The 20,212-nt window shown below is 70.1% G+C and carries 12 protein-coding genes and 1 pseudogene; 10 read left to right on the top strand and 3 right to left on the bottom strand.

The features are described from left to right. Window positions 1-21 precede the first annotated feature (21 nt). Entirely contained in the window at window positions 22-1,185 is a 1,164-nt protein-coding gene (locus AB0436_RS28815; RefSeq protein ID WP_366470881.1) for an FCD domain-containing protein, read from the bottom strand. A 587-nt stretch (window positions 1,186-1,772) separates the two neighbouring features. On the opposite strand from AB0436_RS28815, the gene AB0436_RS28810 reads away from it, so the two are divergent. Next, a complete protein-coding gene (locus tag AB0436_RS28810) occupies window positions 1,773-3,659 on the top strand; it encodes a right-handed parallel beta-helix repeat-containing protein (RefSeq protein WP_366470880.1) in 1,887 nt (628 codons plus the stop codon). A 358-nt stretch (window positions 3,660-4,017) separates the two neighbouring features. Next, window positions 4,018-6,450, top strand: a complete 2,433-nt coding sequence (locus tag AB0436_RS28805; RefSeq protein ID WP_366470879.1) for a glycoside hydrolase family 95 protein — start codon at window positions 4,018-4,020, stop codon at window positions 6,448-6,450. A 78-nt stretch (window positions 6,451-6,528) separates the two neighbouring features. Here AB0436_RS28805 and AB0436_RS28800 read toward each other — a convergent pair whose 3' ends face one another. After that, complete coding sequence (locus AB0436_RS28800; protein ID WP_366470878.1) at window positions 6,529-6,972, bottom strand: hypothetical protein; 444 nt, start codon at window positions 6,970-6,972, stop codon at window positions 6,529-6,531. Window positions 6,973-7,310: 338 nt separating this feature from the next. After that, a pseudogene (locus AB0436_RS28795) lies at window positions 7,311-7,494 on the bottom strand (ATP-binding protein); the annotation flags it as partial. A 457-nt stretch (window positions 7,495-7,951) separates the two neighbouring features. Between AB0436_RS28795 and AB0436_RS28790 the strand changes: the two are divergent. From AB0436_RS28790 to menC, 8 genes are read left to right on the top strand one after another with little or no spacing between them, the layout of a single operon-like run. Beyond that, window positions 7,952-9,559, top strand: a complete 1,608-nt coding sequence (locus AB0436_RS28790; protein WP_366470877.1) for an ABC transporter substrate-binding protein — start codon at window positions 7,952-7,954, stop codon at window positions 9,557-9,559. Window positions 9,560-9,571: 12 nt separating this feature from the next. After that, entirely contained in the window at window positions 9,572-10,576 is a 1,005-nt protein-coding gene (locus tag AB0436_RS28785) for an ABC transporter permease (protein ID WP_366470876.1), read from the top strand. Continuing rightward, the gene (locus AB0436_RS28780) at window positions 10,576-12,495 is read left to right on the top strand and encodes a dipeptide/oligopeptide/nickel ABC transporter permease/ATP-binding protein (RefSeq protein WP_366470874.1); all 1,920 of its coding nucleotides are present in this window, start codon (window positions 10,576-10,578) and stop codon (window positions 12,493-12,495) included. Before AB0436_RS28785 ends, AB0436_RS28780 begins: the two co-directional genes overlap by 1 nt. Next, a complete protein-coding gene (locus AB0436_RS28775; RefSeq protein WP_366470873.1) occupies window positions 12,492-13,499 on the top strand; it encodes an oligopeptide/dipeptide ABC transporter ATP-binding protein in 1,008 nt (335 codons plus the stop codon). Before AB0436_RS28780 ends, AB0436_RS28775 begins: the two co-directional genes overlap by 4 nt. A 49-nt stretch (window positions 13,500-13,548) precedes the next feature. Then, a complete protein-coding gene (locus tag AB0436_RS28770; protein WP_366470872.1) occupies window positions 13,549-16,881 on the top strand; it encodes a serine hydrolase in 3,333 nt (1,110 codons plus the stop codon). 25 nt (window positions 16,882-16,906) lie between these two features. After that, on the top strand, window positions 16,907-18,133 hold the full coding sequence (locus tag AB0436_RS28765) for a M20/M25/M40 family metallo-hydrolase (RefSeq protein ID WP_366470926.1): 1,227 nt from the start codon (window positions 16,907-16,909) through the stop codon (window positions 18,131-18,133). Next, window positions 18,133-19,044, top strand: a complete 912-nt coding sequence (locus AB0436_RS28760; RefSeq protein WP_366470871.1) for a GNAT family N-acetyltransferase — start codon at window positions 18,133-18,135, stop codon at window positions 19,042-19,044. Before AB0436_RS28765 ends, AB0436_RS28760 begins: the two co-directional genes overlap by 1 nt. Continuing rightward, the gene (gene menC / locus AB0436_RS28755) at window positions 19,041-20,147 is read left to right on the top strand and encodes an o-succinylbenzoate synthase (RefSeq protein ID WP_366470870.1); all 1,107 of its coding nucleotides are present in this window, start codon (window positions 19,041-19,043) and stop codon (window positions 20,145-20,147) included. The genes AB0436_RS28760 and menC overlap by 4 nt, the downstream gene beginning before the upstream one ends. Window positions 20,148-20,212: the final 65 nt, after the last annotated feature.

The raw sequence follows: 20,212 nt of genomic DNA, 5'->3' as shown, positions 1-20,212 counted from the left end.
GGCTGGTGGTCCGCGGTCGCTCTACTGCCCGGAAGGGGCGCCGGGTTCGGCCGGATCGGGGAGGTAGCGGTCCACCTCGCCCGCGGCATGGGCGGCGAACATCGGCCCGGCGACATCGGGGTCGCCGGAGCGCAGGACGTCCAAGAGCTCCGCGTGGTGCTCGGCCAACGCGCCCCAGCCGCCGACATAGCGGGGGTCGCCCAGCACATGGAGATCCCACAGACTGGACTCGATCATGCGCCACAGGCGGATCAGCGCGTCGTTGCCGGAAGCCTTGCATACATGGCGGTGAAAGGACATGTCGGCGCTGCGGAAGGCTGCAATATCACCCTCGTCCACAGATCGGCGCAATTGCGCCACGTCGTCGGTCAGCAGCTGTGTGTGCTCGGCGTCCAGCCGGCCGGCGGTTCGGCGGGCCACATACTCCTCGAACATGACCCGGATGTCCCGTACGTCCTGGGCCTGCTGCTCGGAGATCCGCGCGACGCGCGTGCCCCGGTGCGGCTGGGAAATCACCAGACCCTCGTACGCCAGCCGCTTGATCGCCTCACGGGGCGGGGCCTGGCTGGTTCCGACCCGTCGGGCGATCTCCGACTCCACCAGGCGCTGACCCGGCACGAGTTCACCACTGACGATCCAGTCGCGCAGCAGCGTGTACACGTGGTCGGAGAGCAGCCGGCGCGGCATGCGAGCCGGGACCGGCGCCGGTCCGTCCCCGTCCGGCTCGGCCCCCGGGCTGGGCCCGGCGTTCCGCGGCCGTGTCGGCTCGGGCAGCTCGGCGGCCTGTTCCCGCCAGATGCGGGCCACTGTCGACTGGGACAGGCCCAGCGTGTCCGACAGGGAGCGGGTGGAGGGCACCGGCGAGCCGTTATCGGCCTGCGCGAGCACAGCGGCGATGCGCGCCTCCGCCTCCCGCCTGGTGACGCTGCGCGGTCGGCCCGAGCGGGGTGCGTCCCTCAGCCCGGGCATGCCCCGACGCAGGTAGCGGGCCCGCCACTTGGCCACGGTGGCGGGACTGACCTGGAGCCGCTGGGACACCTCCACGTTGGTCAGCCCTTCGGCGCACGCCAGGACGATGCTGCTGCGCAGCCGCAGTGTCCCGGGTGGCTGACGTGAGTAGTCGGACAGGGCAGCCCGGTCCTCCTCGCTGAGCTGGGGAAACGCCTGCGGATCGGGAACTGTCATGGCATCGCCACTCCATAGATGCGTGGATTTATGACTCGGAAGGCCGCAGTAACGCAGTCCCGCACACATCAACTTATTGTTCGTGCCGGTGTATTGACGGAGCCTGGGCCCGAACATCTTACTTATCGTGCTCGATCAGTGACCCACTAGATCGTGCGCCGCGATGCCCGCCGAGGAGGAAACGCTGCGTGAACGAAGGACCGGCGAGGTGGGGCCCGGAAGAGCCGGCGCCACGTTGTCCGTCCGCTCTGAACACCATCCCCAGCCCGGCCCAGGACACCTGGAATCCACCGAAGGGGGCAACTGCCCCCCGTCATGACGGCCCACGCGACGGCACACCGTGCCCGCGCATGCCCGGCCGAATCCATTCCTGCGCCCATCACGTACGTATGGCCCGGCGGAGCGTTCCTGCTGCCCGGTGACCGCGAGCGACGACAGGCCGAACGTGAAGCCGCGGTGACGTGATCAGACCTCGTCACCGCGTACAGGAGCACGCCCGGGTGCGGCACGACCTGTGCCCACACCTGGCGTCCACCCGTCCAGGGCCGAACGACAAAGCCACAGAACGCACGTGGCAAGGAGGCTTCATGCCCATCAACACCCTCGTAAGTCGAAGGTCAAGACTTCCGCTGCTGCTTGCGGCCGGCGCCCTGCTGGTCAGCGGGGCGACGCTGAATGTCCCGCACGCGAGCGCGAATGCGAAGCCGGCCGACTGCAAGGCCACCGATCTCTTCGTCGCGCCCGACGGGAGCGACAAGGCCGACGGCACAAAGAGCCGCCCCTTCAAGACCATTGCAGAAGCCCGCGACCACATCCGCGACAAGGGTCTCAACCGCTCCGGCCGGATGCACTGCGACATCAACGTCAACCTGCGCGCGGGCGACTACCCGGTCTCCAAGACCATCGACTTCGACGACCGCGACTCGGGCGTCGATGGACACCGGGTCGTGTACCGCTCCTACGACGGCCCCGGCAAGGCCCGCGTGATGGGTGCTGCTCCGGTCACCGGATGGAAGGAGTACAAGGACGGCATCTACCGTGCCGACGTCGGCACCGACAAACCCTTCTACACCCTCTTCGAGGACGGCAAGCGTGCCACCACGGCCCGCTACCCCAACCGCAGGTCCGACGACGAGTGGGCTCCTTACATGACCTCCGTGCTCGAGGAGCCGGAGAAGGAGGCTGTCCATCAGTGGCTGTACTCCAAACCCGGTGACTGGGACGCGAGCTGGGACCTCAGCAACGCCCAAGCGGTCGTGTGGTCGGGCGGTAGCTGGAGCTGGTTCACCGACACCGTTCCGATCCATGACTGGAACCCGGCGAAGAACCAGATGACGCTGAAGTACTGGACCCGCTACGCACTCATGAACTCCCGCGGCGGCTCACGCTACTTCCTGCAGAACTCGCTGGACTTTCTCGACCAGGCGGGCGAGTACTACATGGACTTCAAGAAGGGACAGGTCTACTACAAGCCGCGCGGCGACATCAATGACGTCACCGTGCTGCGGCCCACCGTGAAGACCCTGTTCAATCTGGCCGGGCCGGACCCCGACCGGCGCGTGCAGAACATCTCCCTCGACGGGCTCTCCCTCCAGTACACCGACTTCGTCGACTGGTACCGCTACGGCTGGATCAGCGACGGTGACTCGGGTGAACCGCACAAGTATCCGGAGTACGACCGGCAGATCGAGCTGCCTCGCAACCGCTTCGGCGCCGTCACCGTGACCAACAGCAAGGACATCACTCTGTCCCGGCTGCACATATCCGACACCGGGTACCACGCGGTGTACGCCCTCTTCGCGAACGACGGACTGACGGTCCGGGACAGCCTGCTGGAGAACATCGGCGGCGACGGGATCAAGGTAGAGGGGCCGTATCCGGGCGAGGGCAACACCTCCAACGGCCACCTGCTGACCAACAACTACATCACCCACTACGGCGAACTGGTGCCAGGCGATGCCTCCGGTATCGAGCTCCAGAACACCGGTCACAACACGATCAGTCACAGCCACATCAAGCACAGCGCGCGCTACGGCGTGAGCCTCGAAGTGCGGCCCGAGGTCGCGCCCGAGGACGACTACGCCCGTGACAACACCTTCGAATACCTGCGCATCGACGAAACCGGCCTGGACAGCGGCGACATGGGCGCCTTCTACGCCTACGGCGTCAGCAACTTCGAGCCGCACACGATCGACAACCATGTGCGCCAGGTCGTCATCGGTGACGTGATCCCGGACAGTTCCATGCCGGACAGCGGTACCCGCGGCGTGCACATGGACGCCGGCGGTTGTGGCTTCAGCTTCGAGAACATCGAAGTCGGCAAGGTCACCGACCAGAAGTACCAGAGCTATCAGTGCAACGACGTCAAGAACGCCAACTGGGAAGACGACTTCGACACATCGAAGATGGAGTACGAGAAGATCGGCGTCACCGCGTCCTTCCCGTACTCGCTGCCCGAGGGCGACACCCAGTGACCGGTCGCTGACCGGACACCCCGAGGAGTACGGGCCCGGTCGCCGCGACCGGTGACGGTCCGGACGAACGGGCCCGTACCCCCGTTGGGGCATGTCACGCCGCCGAACTACGCGGGCTGCCTGGGACCACCACCCCACGCGGCGGCGCCGCGCCGGCCGGGCGCCGGAGCACATGCGAGTCCAACGGTCCGCTGCCGATGGAGGCTCTCTTCGAAGTGACGCGCGACGACACCGGTCGGGTGGTCGCGCGCAAAGCCGGCCTGGCTGCGCCGCCGCCGGGCCGGCTGCGGACGGCACCCGCCGCCCGCGCGGCCGGATCGGCACGCCTACTGCCCGCACAACACAATGGAGGCACCCCATGTCCGAGTTGTCCCGACGAAACGTCCTAGCCGTTGCCGGAGCATCAGCTGCGGCGGTCGCCCTGAGCGCGGGAGCCGCGCAGGCCGCACCGGGCGTGGCTGACACCGCCGAACCTCCGGCCGCCGGCTCCGTCCACGGCCCCAACCCGATGCGCCTGTGGTACGAGGCTCCGGCCGCGGAGTGGCTGGAGGCACTGCCGGTCGGCAACGGCCGGATCGGCGCCATGGTCTTCGGCGGTACGGACACCGAACGGCTACAGCTCAACGAGGACAGCGTGTGGGCGGGCGGTCCGCACGACTACATCCGTCCCGGCGCTGGAGCACAACTGGACGAGATCCGCCGCCTGGTGGTGGAGGAGAAGTGGAACCAGGCGCAGCGGCTGGTCGACACCAAGTTCATCGGCAGCCCCTCCGAGCAGGTCGCCTACCAGGTGCTCGGCGACCTCGAACTTACCTTCACCGGGACGGGCGAGGTGACCGACTACGAACGCGAGCTGGACCTGGAGGAGGCGGTCGTCCGCACAAGCTACACGCGCGGCGGTGTACGCCATGTGCGCGAGGTCTTCGCCAGCACCCCCGACCAGGTCATCGTCGTGCGGATGACCGCCGACACCCCGGGTGCTATCGGCTTGACCGCCCGCTTCACCACCCCTCAGCGGGCGACAGACTCATCCGTGGACGCCCGCACCGTCGCGCTCGACGGCGTCAGCGGCGACTGGTACGGCCTGCCCGGTTCCGTGCACTTCCGCGCACTTGCCCGCGCGCAAGCGGAGGGCGGCAAGGTCTCCACCGATCAAGGGGCGCTGACCGTCGAGGCCGCCGACAGCGTGACCCTGCTGATCTCCATGGCAACCAGCTACCGCAACTACCGAGACGCCGGCGCCGACCCGAAGGCCAGAGCCCGCCGGCACCTTGATCCAGCGGCCGGGCGGCAGTACGAACAGCTGCGAACCCGGCACGTGGCCGACTACCGGAGGCTCTTCTCCCGGGTCGGTATAGACCTGGGTCTCTCGGAGCGGACCGGTCTCCCCACTGACCAGCGCATCCCGCTCTTCGCCGACGGAAAAGACCCGCAGCTCGCCGCGCTCTACTTCCAGTACGGCCGCTACCTGCTGGCTTCCTGCTCCCGCTCGCCGGGCCAACCCGCCAACCTCCAGGGCCTGTGGAACGACAGCCTCAACCCGGCCTGGGAGTCCAAGTACACCGTCAACATCAACTTCGAGATGAACTACTGGCCGTCGGGCCCCGCGAACCTGGCGGAGTGCTGGGACCCCGCCGTGCAGATGGTCCATGAGCTGGCCGAGTCCGGAACCCGCACCGCCAAGGCGATGTACGACGCACCCGGCTGGGTACTGCACCACAACACGGACGGCTGGCGGGGGACCGCGCCCGTGGACGCCGCACAGTACGGGATGTGGCCGACCGGCGGCGCCTGGCTCTGCGTAATGCTCTGGGACCACTACCGCTTCACCGGCGAAAAGGGCGCTCTGAGCCGCAACTACCCGGTGATCAAGGGCGCGGTGGAGTTCTTCCTCAACACGCTGGTTGTGGACGCGAAGACCGGCTGGCTCGTCACCAACCCCTCGCAGTCCCCCGAGGTCACCCACCACCAGGACGAGGGCGAGAGCGTCAGTATCTGCGCCGGTCCCACCATGGACATGCAACTGCTGCGGGACCTGTTCGACGCCTACCGGCAGGCCGCGAAGGTACTGGACCGGGATGCCGGACTTGTCGAACGGGTCACCGAGATCCGCGAACGCCTGGCGCCCACGCAGATCGGATACCTCGGCCAGATCCAGGAGTGGCTGGAGGACTGGAAGGAGGCCGCTCTGGTACACAGCCGTCACGTCTCCCACCTGTACGGCGTCTTCCCGAGCGCGCAGATCAACCCCCGCACGACTCCGGAACTCGCCGCGGCCGCGGCGAAGAGCCTGGAACTGCGCGGAACGGCAGGTCAGGGCTGGTCCCTCGCCTGGAAGATCAACCTGTGGGCCAGGCTCCTGGAACCGGCGCGCGCCTACAAGCACCTGTCGGACCTGCTCACCCCCGCCCGCACCGCCCCCAACCTCTTCGACCTGCACCCGCCGTTCCAGATCGACGGCAACTTCGGAGGAATCTCCGGCATCACCGAGATGCTGCTGCAGAGCCACGCCGACGAGATCGACCTGTTGCCTGCGCTTCCCGAAGCATGGCCCGCCGGTTCTTTCCGCGGGCTGCTGGCCCGCGGCGGATTCGAGGTCGACCTTGCGTGGACGGTGGACGGGATCACGCACGCGGAGGTGCGCTCCCTGCTCGGCAACCCGGTGCGCATCCGGACCCCGCACCCGGTGGACGTCGTCGGCGCCGGTGCCGACCGCCCCGAGGAGTGCGTGGTGTCCTTCGATACTCGCCGAGGCGCCCGGTACCGTCTGACCGCGCGCACTGGTCGCTGACCCGGGAAGCGGCACACCAGCTTTGAAACGGCCCGCCGAAGTAACCGACGGGCCGCCTTCACGTACTTTCACGATTCATTACGCATCGGAGGCGCGGCGCATCCACGTGGCGATTCCGTGGCCGATGAGCAAATAAATCACTGCGGGAAGGCCATAATTGAGAAGGACGCGCAAACTCTCGACGTCCATTGTGAAGATGTCCTGTGCCCACCAGCCCAGCCAGTCGGCCACGCCCTGTACGAATCCGACAAAGGGATTCGCCCGGTTGGCGTCGAGCAGGTAGAGCAGAATCCACAGGCCCAGAAAAACGGCGGCGACGTCCCCGAGGGTCTGTATGAACAACGCCGTGCGACGCGTGCCCGAGCCGTCCCGGCGCCGGTCCCGGCGAGGGGCGGGCGCCGGACCGCTCGGCGGGTAGTCATAGTCGCGTATGGGGGCGGGGCGCGGCATACCGCCGCTCGGGGGATAGCCGCCGTACGGCGGCTGGTTCATGGGCGGAGGCACGCGGTCGGGGTCGTTCACGGTGGGGGTCCAATCCGGCGCGCCTGTCACGCCTCGGCTAGGAGATAACGGAGCGCCATCGGCAGACGCCCGTGTTCCCGTCTGCGTCGGAAAGGGCGTTCCGCGTTACACATGCGGTTCCGTTCGCCCGAGAATGGGCGCCGGTGCGAATTACGCGCAGGCCGGTTTCTGGCCACGGATGACAATTGATCAACGTCGCCAGTGTGTGAGAGTTCGGCGGGTGTTCATTGACCCATACACGGCGCGGCGATAACGAGCGATGCGGCGCGGATCATCACGATGTGCCGCAAGTCATCAGTTTCGTGTACCGCTCGTATCGATGAAATGTCCCGCCGCGTTCATCCGCCGTCAGGCTCCGGCTGCCATGCGGTCCAGACGGTTTTGCCCTCCGCTGAGTAGCGGGTTCCCCAGCGCTGGGCGGTCTGGGACAGGGGGAACAGGCCACGGCCGCCCTCGTCGATGGTGCGGGCATGGCGCAGATGGGGGGGCCGTGCTGCTGCCGTCGGAGACCTCGCAGATGAGCGCATGGTCGTCACCAGGCCTGCTGAGTAAGGGAAAAGCGTGGCCCAGTAGCCGCCCATGATCTCCGCGATGTCCCGGTCCTCGTCGGTCCACTCGGCCCGGTCGGGGTCGAGGTTGCCGAAGACGAAGTCGATCAGGGTCTGGTGCTGATGGCGTCCGAGGGTGGTGACCGGCAGCAGCAGCCCCCCCGGCAACGCCACGCTGCGGACACCCGGCACCGTGGGCTGCGCCCGGCGGTGCCAGTGCCTGTCACCCGTTCGTCGGCACCGATGAACCGGGCCGCCCGGACTTGTCGTGCACGACGAAGTGCGGGCCCCGCCCCTGTCCTACCTTTCGGAGGTCACCGGTTCGAAGCCTCGGAGGTGGGGATCCGCATGTCCGCATGGGATGAGCTCAACCGTCCGCCTGTAACGCCCGCAGGGAAGCAGTTCCCCACCATGAGCGGGCGGGAGTCGATATGAGAGGCGCCACGGCACACGCCGGACGTGCCCTGCCTCTGGTGGCGGCCACTGCACTGCTGGCCGGCGGCTGCGGCGGGGGATCCGGCTCGAGCGCCTCAGGGGACGGCAAGTTGGCGGACGGCAAGACGTTCACCACGGCCTACGCCTCCGACCCGGGCCCCCTCGACCCGGCGAAGACGGTGATGTCGATCGCCGTCGGCATCAACCTCTACCTGTACGACCCGCTGATCCACCTCAGCGACAAGGGAGAGCCCGAGGCCGGGCTGGCACAGAAATGGCAGGCGACGCTCAAGACGGCGACCTTCACGCTGCGGCCCGGCCTCACCTGTTCCGACGGCTCGCCGCTGACCGCGAGCGACGTGGCCGCGAACATCGACTACATCGGTGACCCGAAGAGCAAGTCACCCCTGGCCGGTGTGCTGATCCAGCCGGGCACCACAGCCGAAGCCGACAACAAGCAGCGCACCGTCACGCTCACCAGCGGTGCCCCGGACGCGTTCCTGCTGCGCAACGTCGGTTCCGTGCCGATCGCCTGCGGCGACGGCCTCAAGGACCGCACGGTGCTGGCCAAGGGCGGCAAGGGGAGCGGCACCGGAATGTTCACCATGACCGGGGCCGTGGCCAACGACCACTACACGCTCACCCGGCGCAAGGACTACAGCTGGGGCCCCTCCGGGCGAGGGGCCAAGGGGCTGCCGGACAAGGTGACGATCCGGGTGATCCCCAACGAGACGACGGCCGCGAACCTGCTGATGTCCGGCGAGCTGAACGCCGCCGCGGTCTCCGGCCCCGAGCAGAAGCGGCTGGCCGCGCAGAAGCTGTTCCACGCCGACGTGCAGGCACCGCTGGGTGAGCTGTACTTCAACCAGAGCGGGGCCCGCCCCGGAGCGGACGAGAAGGTGCGCCGGGCGCTGGTCCAGGCACTGCACCTGTCCGATGTGGGCAAGGTGATCACCAACGGCACCGGAAAACCCTCCCAGGGCCTGGTCACCGGAGAGCCACGAGCCTGCACCGGAGACTCGGTCACCGGCAACCTCCCCCCGTACGACCTCACGGCGGCCAAGTCCGCCCTGGACGCCGCCGGCTGGGCACCGGGCCCCGGTGGCATCCGGACCAAGAACGGCAAGAAGCTCACACTGAGCCTGATGTACGGCACCCAGAACGGGCCCAGCATGGCCGCGGGCGCCGAACTGATCCAGAAGGAGTGGAAGAGCCTGGGGGCCGAGGTCACACTGAAGCCGGCGGACAGCCCCGCACTGAACAGCACGCTCTTCGGCTCGGGCAACTGGGACATCTCGATGGGCCCGATCGCGCTCACCGCGCCCAACCAGCTCGTCCCGTTCATGGCCGGGCCGACGCCGCCCAAGGGCCTGAACTTCGCCGGAGTCGACAACCCCGAGTACGCCGCTCTCGTGCAGAAGGCTTCGGCCCGTGTCGGCACCGCCGGCTGCCCGCAGTGGCAACAGGCCGAGACGGCGCTCATCAAGCACCTCAATGTGGTGCCCTACTACAACTCGCTCACCCCCGTCTTCGGCAAATCAGCTCGGTTCAAGGTCAGTCAGGGAGCGATCGTCCCGTCCTCGATCCGCATGTACGCCAACTAGGAGGGCGGCTCGATGACGACTGCGACGGCCGTCCCGGGGACGCCGAAGGCATCGGCCACCGACTGGTGGAACCACCGGTGGCTGCTCTTCGGCATCAGGCGCGCGGCCCGCCTGGCGGTGTCGCTGTGGGTGCTCCTCACCGCGGCCTTCCTGATGATCCACCTCGTCCCCGGTGACCCGGTGCGCGCCGCACTGGGTATGACCGCCTCGCCGGACATGGTCGCGGCGCGGCGCGCGGAACTCGGCCTCGACGCCCCGCTGGGGCAGCAGTATCTGCACTTCCTGGGCGGGCTGTTCACCGGCGACCTGGGCAGTTCCACCATCAGCGGACTGCCCGTGACGCAGACGATCGGCGACCGGCTGCCCGCGACCCTGCAACTGGCCGGCCTCGCCTTCGTACTGGCCATGGCGATCGCCGTCCCGCTGGGCACGGCGATGGCCGCCCTGACCCGGGGCGGGCGCCGGCGCGGCGCCGAACTGGCCTTCACCTCGGGCAGCGTGCTACTGGCCGCCGTACCGGAGTTCCTGCTCGCGGTCGTGCTGGCCTATGTGTTCGCGGTTCGCCTCGGCTGGTTCCCCGTCGCGGGCCGGCAAGGGCCCGGCTCGTACGTGCTGCCGGTGGTGGCCCTGTCCACGGGCCCCGCCTCGGTGCTGGCCCGGATCTGCCGGGTGGAGATGCTGTCGGTGCTGGGCCAGGACTTCGTGCGCACCGCGCGCGCCAAGCGGCTGCCGCCGCGCAGCGTGTACGTGCGCCACGCGCTGCCCAACGCCCTGACCGCCACGCTCACTGTCGGCGGTCTGCTGCTCTCGGCGCTGGTCGCCGGGACGGTGCTCGTGGAGAACGTGTTCGCCTGGCCCGGCCTCGGCTCGACGATCGTGCAGTCCATCCTGCTGAAGGACTATCCGGTGGTGCAGGGCATTGTGCTCGTCTACGGGACCGGAGTGCTGGTGGTGAACCTGCTGGTCGATGTGGGCCTCGCCCTGCTCGACCCGCGCTCCGTGATCAGGGAGGTCTGATGTCCGCGCCCCGCTCCCGATGGTCGGCGGCCGCCCGCACCCCCGTGGGCGCATGCGCCGGGCTGCTCCTGCTCGCGGTGGTCGTCCTGGCCGTCCTCGCTCCGGTCCTGTGGGGGGACAGGGCGTCCGTGGTGGACACCGCCGCGCTCCAGCAAGGGCCGTCCGACGCACATCTGTTGGGCACGGACGACCTGGGCCGCGACGTCCTCTTCCGCGTGCTGGTGGCCACCCGGCTGTCGTTGCTTCTGGCGGTGACCGCGACCTCCCTGGGTGTGGTCCTGGGACTGGTCATGGGTACGGCGCCTTCGGTGCTGCCGCGCCGGGCAGGGCGTCTTGTGACCTCCGTGGTGAACATCGCCGTCGCCTTTCCCGGCCTGCTGCTCGCCCTGTTCTTCGCAGTCATCTTCGGAGTGGGCGCGACCGGCGCGGTGCTGGCGATCGGCCTGGCGATGGCCCCGGCCTTCGCCAGGCTCACCCAGACACTGAGTGCGTCGGTCGCGGGCCAGGACTTCGTGGCCGCGGCCCGGACCGTCGGCGTCGGCCGGATCCGGCTCCTGATACGCCACATCCTGCCCAACATCGCCGAGCCGCTGGCCGTCAACGCCACCATCGGCGCGGGCACATCGCTGCTGGCCTTTGCCGGCCTCTCGTTCCTCGGCCTGGGTGTACAGGCTCCGGACTACGACTGGGGCCGGCTCCTCGGCGAGGGTCTGGGCCGGATCAACCTCACCCCCGCGCCCGCGCTCGCGCCGTGTGCGGCGGTCATCGTCACCGGTCTGGCGTTCAACCTCTTCGGCGAGGCCGCCGCCGCTCTCGGCGTACGTACCCTGCCGCCCCGGAGCGTCCGCCACCGCCCCCTCCGACCGCCCGCCCCGGGCGCCGCCGGGCACCGGACGGACAGCGAAGGGCAACCGGTCCTCGCGGTGGACGACCTGCGGGTGGCCTTCCCGGGGCCCGCGGGGTGGACCACCCCGGTACGCGGGGTCAGCTTCGCCGTACACCCGGGCGAGGCCGTCGGCGTGGTGGGCGAGTCCGGCTCGGGCAAGAGCCTGACCGCGATGGCCGTGTCCCGGCTCGTCGAACCGCCGGCCCACGTCACCGCCCAGCGCCTGGAGTTCACCGGTACGCCGCTGCTCGACACGGGCGAGAAGGAGCTGCGCCTCCTCCTCGGGACCTCGCTGGCGATGGTCTTTCAGGACCCGATGTCCTCGTTCAATCCCGTCATGAGCGTGGGACGCCAGCTCGCCGAAGTCGCCGAACACCATCAAGGCTTGTCCCGGCGCGCCGCGTTCACACGGGCCGTGGACCGGCTGCGCGTCGTGCACATACCCGCTCCGGATCGGCGTGCGCGCCAGTATCCGCACGAGTTCTCCGGCGGCATGCGGCAGCGCGCGATGATCGGGGCCGGGCTGATGGGCGACCCCAGGCTGATCATCGCGGACGAGCCGACCACCGCCCTCGATGTCACCGTACAGCGGCAGGTGCTGCGCCTGCTCACCGAAGTACGGGCAGAGCGGGCCACCGCCATTCTGCTCATCAGCCACGACATCGCGGTCGTCGCCCGGACCTGCGACCGGGTACTCGTCATGTACGCGGGCCGCATCGTCGAAGACCTGCCCGCAGCCGACCCGTTCAAGGCGGCCCGGCACCCCTACACACGGGCTCTGCTGGCTGCCGTACCGGACCTCGGCACCGACCGGGAGAGCCCGCTGGCCGTGATCCCCGGCCGTCCGCCGGAGCCCGACCAGGTGCCGGAAGGGTGCGCGTTCGCCCCGCGCTGCCCCCACGCCGACGACCGCTGTCGCGGTGCGGACCCCGAGCCGGTCACGTACACCGTCGGACACCGGATCGCCTGCTGGCACCCCGTCCAGGACGAGACCGCGCTGGTCGAAGAGACCACGACAGGAGGCACAGCATGAGCGAGCTCGTCTTCGACGGAGTGAGCGTGCGCTACGGGCCCCGCCGCCATGCCCTGACCGCCGTGGACGGCGCCCACCTGACCGTGCCGGCCGGGCAAGTGGTCGGCCTGGTGGGGGAGTCGGGCTCGGGGAAGTCGACACTGGCCCGCGCCGCGGTCGGGCTGGCCCCGCTCGCATCGGGCCGCATCCTGCTGGACGGGACCGATGTACGTCAGCTGCGCGGGCGGCGCCGCCCACTGCAGATGGTCTTCCAGGACCCGTACTCCTCCCTCGATCCGCGGATGAGTATCGGGGAATCCATCGCCGAGGCTCTGCCGCGGATACGAGGCCGCGGCGGGGCGGCTCGCCGAACCGAGGTCGCCCGCCTGCTCGAGCAGGTCAACCTCGATCCGGGCCGGGCCCCGATGCTGCCCGGGCAGCTCTCCGGCGGCCAGCGGCAGCGCGTGGCACTCGCCCGGGCCCTGGCCGGGAGGCCGCAGGTCGTCATCGCCGACGAGATCACCTCCGCCCTCGACGTCTCCGTCCAGGGCGCCGTGCTCAACCTGATGCGCGGCGTGCAGCGGCAGATGAAACTGACCATGCTGTTCATCTCGCACAATCTGGCCGTGGTGCGCTATCTCAGCGACCATGTCGCTGTGATGTATCTCGGCAGGATCGTCGAGGCCGGGCCCACCGAGGAAGTCCTCGCAGACCCGCGCCACCCCTACACCCGCGACCTGCTCGCCGCCGTGCCCACCCGTAGCCCTGCGTCGGAAACCGGCGCGGACCCGGTCACCGACGCCGTTATCGCCATCGAGCCTGCCGACCCGCATCACCCGCCGATCGGCTGCCGCTACCACCTGCGCTGCTCCGCCGGCCCCCGGATCCATGCCGGGCGCGACGTGTGCCGCACCAGCGATCCTGCCGAGGACGCCGCCGCACGGCCCCACCGGGCCGCGTGTCACTTCGCAGCCACCGCGGACCTCGCGCTGCCGCAACAGCCGCGTACGGAAGGCACGTTGTGACTCTCGCGATCCGCCCCTATCCGCTCCGTCCACGAGGAGACAGCACACTGTGACGCGACGCCTGGGCTTCGACGACCTCTACGCCATCGCGCTTCCGGAGCAGCCGGCGCTGTCCCCGGACGGCACGCGCATCACCTACGTGCTGCGCACCGCCGACCGCGAACACGACCGCAACGACCGCGCGTTGTGGATAGTGCCGACGGGCGGCGGCGCGGCACGGCCGCTCACCCGCGGCCCCGCCGACACCGCGCCGGCGTGGTCTCCCGACGGCCGGTGGATCGCCTTCCTGCGCGGCGGCGAAGGCCCCCCGCAGCTGTGGCTGCTCCCCGCCGAGGGCGGTGAACCCGAGCCGCTCACGGACCTTCCATCGGGCGCCGGTGCGCCGGTGTGGAGTCCGGACGGCACCACGATCGCCTTCCCGTCCCCGGTCGACAGCAACCAGAAGACCGCCGCTCCCGGAACGGCCCTGGCCCCTGTCGTGACGGACCGGCTCGGTTACAAGGCCGACGGCCGGGGCCTGTGGGGCATGGCCCGCAGCCACCTTCACCTGGTGGATCTCGACAGCCGCGCGGTCCGGCAGGTCACCCACGGCGACTGGCACGCGGAAAGCCCCGCCTGGTCGCCGGACGGGCGCAGCCTCGCCTTCTGCGCGGCGCGCGGCGCCGATGCCGACCTGACGCTGCGCTCCGAGGTGTACGTGGTGGACTGCCTGACTTCCGGTGCGAAACCGCGGCCGGTCGGCTGCGGCGCGGGCACCGCGCACGCCGTGAACTGGACGGCGGACGGTGCGGCACTGCTGGTCGTGGGGCGCACGGACACTGCGATCGGCCACGCGAGTGTGCTGCGCTTGCCGGTGCACGGCGGCGCACCGGCCGACCTCACCGCCGGGCTCGACCGCAATGTGATGCCCGGTGGCCCCGGCTACCCGGGTGCCCTGCCCCGACCGGCCGACGACGGCCGGTGGTTGCTGTTCTGCCTGCGGGAGCGCAGCTGCACCCACCTGTACGCGAGCGACGCCGACGGCGGCGAACCCCGGGTGCTCGTCGGCGGTGCGGGCCGTGTCGTCTCCGGCCTGTCCACCGCCGGTGACACCGCCGCCGTCGTCGTGGCGACTCCCACCTCGTACGGCGAGATCGTGACCGTCGAGGTGTCCACCGGCCGGGAGCAGGTGCTCACCCGGCACGGGGCGCAACTGGGGGATGTGGAGCTACTGCAGCCGCAGGACAGGGAGTTCACCGTGTCCGACGGCACCAGGGTGCACGGCTGGCTGCTGCGAGACCCGGCCACCACGGGCCCGGCGCCGCTGCTGCTCGACATCCATGGCGGGCCGCACAACGCCTGGAACGGGGCAGCGGACCCCTTCCGCCCGTACCACCAGGTACTGGCGGCACGCGGCTGGTCGGTGCTGCTGCTCAACCCCCGCGGCAGCGACGGGTACGGCGAGGCGTTCTTCACCGCCGCACGCGGAGCATGGGGCACGGCGGACGCGCCGGATTTCCTCGAACCGCTGGACACCCTGGTCGCCGAACGAATCGCCGATCCACAGCGACTGGCCGTGGCCGGCTACAGCTACGGCGGCTTCATGACCTGCTACCTCACCAGCCGTGACCACCGCTTCGCCGCAGCGGTCGCCGGTGGTGTGGTCAGCGACCTCACCAGCATATGCGGCACCAGCGACGAGGCCCACCCGCTGGCGGCGGCCGAACTGGGCGGCGCGCCGTGGCAGAACCGTGGGCTCTGGGCCGAACTTTCCCCGTACTCGCGGGTGGAGCATGTCCGCACTCCGACGCTGGTGGTGCACGGCGCGGCTGACGAGCGCTGTCCGGTCGGGCAGGCCGAGCAGTGGTTCGCCGCGCTGAGGGAGCGCGGCGTGCCCACCCGGCTGGTGCTCTACCCGGGCGGTTCGCACCTGTTCCTGCTCGACGGACCGCCCTCCCACCGCGGCGACCTCGCCCGTCGCACCGTCGACTGGGTGGAGCGCCACGCCGGTGAACCCGGACGCTCGGCGCGTACCCGGCTGGACGCCGCGCACTGGAAGCGACGTCTCGGCGAACTGGCGGCCCGGCACCGGGTACCGGGCGCGGTGCTGGGCATCGCCCGGGGTGACGAAGCCGCTCTGGCCGCTTGTGGCGTGCTCAACAAGGACACCGGTGTGCGGGCCACCGAGGAATCGCTCTTCCAGATCGGGTCCATCACCAAGGTGTGGACCGCCACCGTGATCATGCAGCTGGTCGACGAGGGGAAGCTCGACCTCGACGCCCCCCTCACCGATGTCCTGCCGGAGCTGCGGCTCGCCGACCCGCACACGGCGAAACAGCTGACCGTGCGCCAACTGCTCACACACACCAGCGGTATCGACGGCGACATCTTCACCGACACCGGCCGTGGTGACGACTGCGTCGAGCGCTACGTGGACGAGTTGGGCGCAGCGGCGCAGATCCATCCGCTGGGGGCGACGTTCTCGTACTGCAACTCGGGCTTCGTACTTGCCGGCCGGGTCATCGAAAGGCTCACCGGCATGAACTGGGACAGCGCCCTCAAGGAGCGGCTGTTCTCCCCCCTGGGGCTCGCGCACACCGTCACGCTGCCGGAGGAGGCGCTGCGCTTCCGCACCGCGATGGGGCACGACGCCCAGGGCGACGAGGACCCGCGGCCGGTCCCGGTATGGAGCCTGCCCCGCTCCGCAGGACCGGCCGGACTGATCACCGCGACGGCCTCCGACGTCCTGGCCTTCGCCCGTATGCACCTGGCCGGTGGCATCGCCGCCGACGGCACCCGCGTCCTGTCGCAGCAGGCCGTGTACGCGATGACCGAGAAGGAGGTCGACCTGCCGGATGTGCACTCCCTCGGGGACTCCTGGGGACTGGGCTGGATGCGTTTCGACGGGGGCGGCGGCCACCGGCTCCTCGGACACGACGGCAACACCATCGGCCAGTCTGCATTCCTGCGCCTGCTGCCCGGACAGAACCTTGCCGTCACCCTGCTCACCAACGGCGGGGGAGCCCACGACCTGTACCTGGAACTGTTCAGGGAGATCTTCGCCGAACTGGCCGGGGTGACCCTGCCGCAGCCGCTCCGGCCGCCGGTCGAGCCGGTGACGGTGGACGCCGGCCGCCACCTGGGCCGATACGAGCGGGCCGGTGCGCGCATCGAAATCCTTGAGGGTACCGGCGGACTGCGGCTGCGCCACACGGTGACAGGTCCACTCGCCGCTCTGGTGCCCGAGACGGTGCAGGAGGGCGCACTGGTGCCCGTGTCGGACGACCTCTTCGTCGTCACGCTGCCCGGCAGCAGGACAGCGACCCCCGTGACCTTCTACGCACTGCCGACCGGTGAGCCGTACGTGCACTTCGGCGTCCGTGCGACCCCGAAGGTGTCCTGACGTGAAGCAGCCGCACGGCATGCAGATGCCGCACGAAGCCATCCCCGTGGACCGGTACGAGGCCGCGCTGCCCGCCATCATCGACGAGATCGGACGTCTGGTACGCACCGAGTCGCCGTCGGCCGACCTCACCGCCGTGGCCCGCAGCGCCGAGGCAGTCGCCACGATCGCGGCACCGTACCTCGGCGCCGCGCCCGACGTCATCACGGTGGACGGCCACACCCATCTGCGCTGGCGTCTGGGCAGTGGCCCCCGGCGCGTCCTGCTGCTCGGCCACCACGACACGGTGTGGCCCGTCGGTTCCCTGACCGCCCACCCGTTCACGGTCCGCGACGGCGTGCTGCGCGGGCCCGGTTGCTTCGACATGAAGGCGGGACTCGTCATGGCCTTCCACGCCATCGCCGCGCTCGGCGCCGTCGCCCTCGACGGGGTGACCCTCCTGGTCACCGGCGACGAAGAGCTCGGCTCGCCGTCGTCGCGGGAGCTGATCGAGTCCGAGGCGGCCGGCTGCGCCGCGGCGCTGGTCCTGGAGGCATCCGCCGACGGCGGCGCGCTGAAGACCGAGCGCAAAGGAGTTTCCCAGTACGAGATACGAGTCGGCGGCCGGGCCGCCCATGCGGGACTGGAACCGGAGCGCGGAGTGAACGCCGCCATCGAGACCGCCCACCAGATACTCGTGGTCGCCGCACTGTCCGGCATCGACGCAGGCACCACGGTCACGCCGACGCTGCTGAGCGCCGGAACCACCACCAACACCGTCCCCGCCCACGGCCGGTTCTCCGTCGACGTCCGGGTGCGCGACGTCGCGGAACAGATGCGTGTGGACACCGCGCTCCACGGGCTGCGGCCCGTACTCGACGGTGCGACGGTGCAGGTGACCGGCGGACCCAACCGCCCGCCCCTGACCCCTGCCGCATCGGAGGCGCTGTACCGCCGTGCCCGGCAACTGGCCGGAGAGCTCGGCCTCGGCCCCGACCCGGGCTCTCGGCTTCGCCCGAGCAGCGGATACCCCATTTCGGCTGCCGCTGTGGGGGGAGCATCGGACGGCAACTTCACCGCAGGTATCGGCATCCCGACCCTGGACGGACTCGGCGCGGTGGGCGGCGGCGCGCACGCCGCCGACGAGCATGTGCTCGTCGCTGAGCTCCCGCGCCGAACAGCACTGTTGGCGGCACTCATCGGTGACCTGCTCGCCGCGTCCCCGCTGACCGCGCGCGACAGTGACGCCAAAACGATCGGCGGAAATACCTGATGACGGACATATCCGCTGCGCCTCCCTTCACTCCCGAAGCAGGCCACCGGCTCGTGGCGGACGCGCTGACAGCGGCCGATGCAGCCGCGCACGCGGCCGGCTGCCACGTGCGGCCGATCAGCGCCCTGGCGGATCTGGAAGCGGCCTGCCGGCTCTTCGAAGGCATCTGGAAACCCGCCGGCGAGAACGCGCTGGCCACCACCGAGCTGCTGCGCGCGATGGACAAGGCCGGCAGCTACGTCGCGGCCGCCTTCGACGGAGAGGCAGGCGACGAACTGGTCGGCGCCTGCATCGGCTTCTTCGGCCCGCCGCCCGACGGCGCCCTGCACAGCCACATCGCCGGCGTCTCCGCCCGGATGCGTGGCCGCAGTGTCGGCTTCGCCCTCAAAACCCACCAGCGCAGCTGGGCGCTCCAGCGCGGCGCGGCCCAGGTGTCCTGGACATTCGATCCGCTGATACGGCGCAACGCCTACTTCAACATCGGCAAGCTCGCGGCCCGGCCCGCGCAGTACCTGCCCAACTTCTACGGCCGGATGCACGACGCCATCAACGGCGCCGACGACACCGATCGTCTCCTGGTGGAGTGGCAGCTGACCGGGCCCGAGGCCGCCGCAGCCTGCCACGGCCGCCACCCGGCCACCGACGCCGTGGCCGAACGCGCAGGCGGCGCCACCGCTGCTCTCGGCGCCACGGACGACGGCCGGCCGCAGGCTCACCCCGTCCGCGGGCCGCGGACTCTGGTCGCTGTGCCGCAGGACATCGAGTCGCTGCGTCACAGCGACCCGCGGTCCGCGGCGACGTGGCGCTCCGCCGTACGCGATGTCCTCGGCGGGTTGCTCGCCGACAGGTGGCAGGTGACGGGGTTCGACCGCACCGGCTGGTACCTCCTCGAAGACAAGGACGCACAGTGAAACTCACCGGAGTCGAAGTCCGCCAGGTCCGGCTGCCGTTGGTAGCCCCCTTCCGTACCTCGTTCGGTACACAGACGGAGCGCACGGCGCTGCTGCTGCGCGCGGTGAGCACCGACGCCGAGGGCTGGGGCGAGTGCGTGGCGATGGCAGACCCGCTGTACTCCTCGGAGTACGTGGCCGCCTGCGCCGATGTGCTGCGCCGATTCCTCGTTCCCGCACTGGGGCGGTGCCGACGACTGGATGCGACCGGCGTCACCCCGGCCCTGGAGCCGTTCAAGGGCCACCGGATGGCGAAGGCCGCGCTGGAGATGGCCGTACTCGACGCGGAACTGCGCACCCGAGGAGTGCCGTTGGCGCGCGAGCTGGGTGCCGTCCACGACCGTGTGCCGTGCGGGGTGTCCGTGGGCATCATGGATTCGGTGCCGGAACTCCTCGAGGCTGTGGCCGACTACCTCGACGAGGGTTATCGCCGTATCAAGCTCAAGATCGAGCCCGGCTGGGACATCGAGCCGGTACGTGCGGTACGCGAGCACTTCGGCGACGACTTGCTGCTCCAGGTCGACGCCAATACCGCGTACACCCTTGCCGATGCCCGGCATCTGGCCCAACTCGACCCGTACGGGCTCCTGCTGATCGAGCAGCCGCTGGACGAGGAAGACCTCCTCGGCCATGCGCAGCTGGCAAGGACCCTGGCCACACCGCTGTGCCTGGACGAGTCGATCACCTCCGCCCGCGCCGCCGCGGCGGCGATCACCCTGGGCGCGTGCAGCATCGTGAACATCAAGCCCGGCCGGGTCGGCGGCTATCTGGAGGCCCGCCGTATCCACGACGTGTGCGCCGCGCACGGCGTGCCGGTGTGGTGCGGCGGCATGCTGGAGACCGGCCTCGGCCGTGCCGCGAACGTCTCTCTGGCCGCGCTGCCGGGTTTCACCCTGCCCGGCGACGTCTCCGCCTCCGACCGTTTCTACCGCACCGACATCACCGAGCCGTTCGTACTGGCCGACGGCCACCTCCCGGTCCCCGAGGGTCCCGGACTCGGAGTCGTGCCGCTCCCCGAGGTCCTGGCTGAGGTCACCGTCGAGACCGAGTGGATTCCCCTGTGACGAGGTACTTGTGGCGGCCGACGAAGACACCGCACAATCCCGTCCACACCGACGAAGAACGGCCG

It is taken from the genome of Streptomyces sp. NPDC051322, assembly GCF_040689485.1.
In the GTDB taxonomy this organism is placed as follows: Bacteria; Actinomycetota; Actinomycetes; order Streptomycetales; family Streptomycetaceae; genus Streptomyces.
The sequence above is the reverse complement of the archived record's forward strand: the minus strand, read 5'-3'. Positions and strand labels throughout refer to the sequence as shown.

Excerpts from the sequence above, each read along its gene's own strand:
- AB0436_RS28815 (WP_366470881.1), bottom strand. The coding sequence starts at position 1,185 with ATGACAGTTCCCGATCCGCAGGCGTTTCCCCAGCTCAGCGAGGAGGAC.
- AB0436_RS28810 (WP_366470880.1), top strand. The coding sequence starts at position 1,773 with ATGCCCATCAACACCCTCGTAAGTCGAAGGTCAAGACTTCCGCTGCTG.
- AB0436_RS28805 (WP_366470879.1), top strand. The coding sequence starts at position 4,018 with ATGTCCGAGTTGTCCCGACGAAACGTCCTAGCCGTTGCCGGAGCATCA.
- AB0436_RS28790 (WP_366470877.1), top strand. The coding sequence starts at position 7,952 with ATGAGAGGCGCCACGGCACACGCCGGACGTGCCCTGCCTCTGGTGGCG.
- AB0436_RS28785 (WP_366470876.1), top strand. The coding sequence starts at position 9,572 with ATGACGACTGCGACGGCCGTCCCGGGGACGCCGAAGGCATCGGCCACC.
- AB0436_RS28780 (WP_366470874.1), top strand. The coding sequence starts at position 10,576 with ATGTCCGCGCCCCGCTCCCGATGGTCGGCGGCCGCCCGCACCCCCGTG.
- AB0436_RS28775 (WP_366470873.1), top strand. The coding sequence starts at position 12,492 with ATGAGCGAGCTCGTCTTCGACGGAGTGAGCGTGCGCTACGGGCCCCGC.
- AB0436_RS28765 (WP_366470926.1), top strand. The coding sequence starts at position 16,907 with ATGCCGCACGAAGCCATCCCCGTGGACCGGTACGAGGCCGCGCTGCCC.
- AB0436_RS28760 (WP_366470871.1), top strand. The coding sequence starts at position 18,133 with ATGACGGACATATCCGCTGCGCCTCCCTTCACTCCCGAAGCAGGCCAC.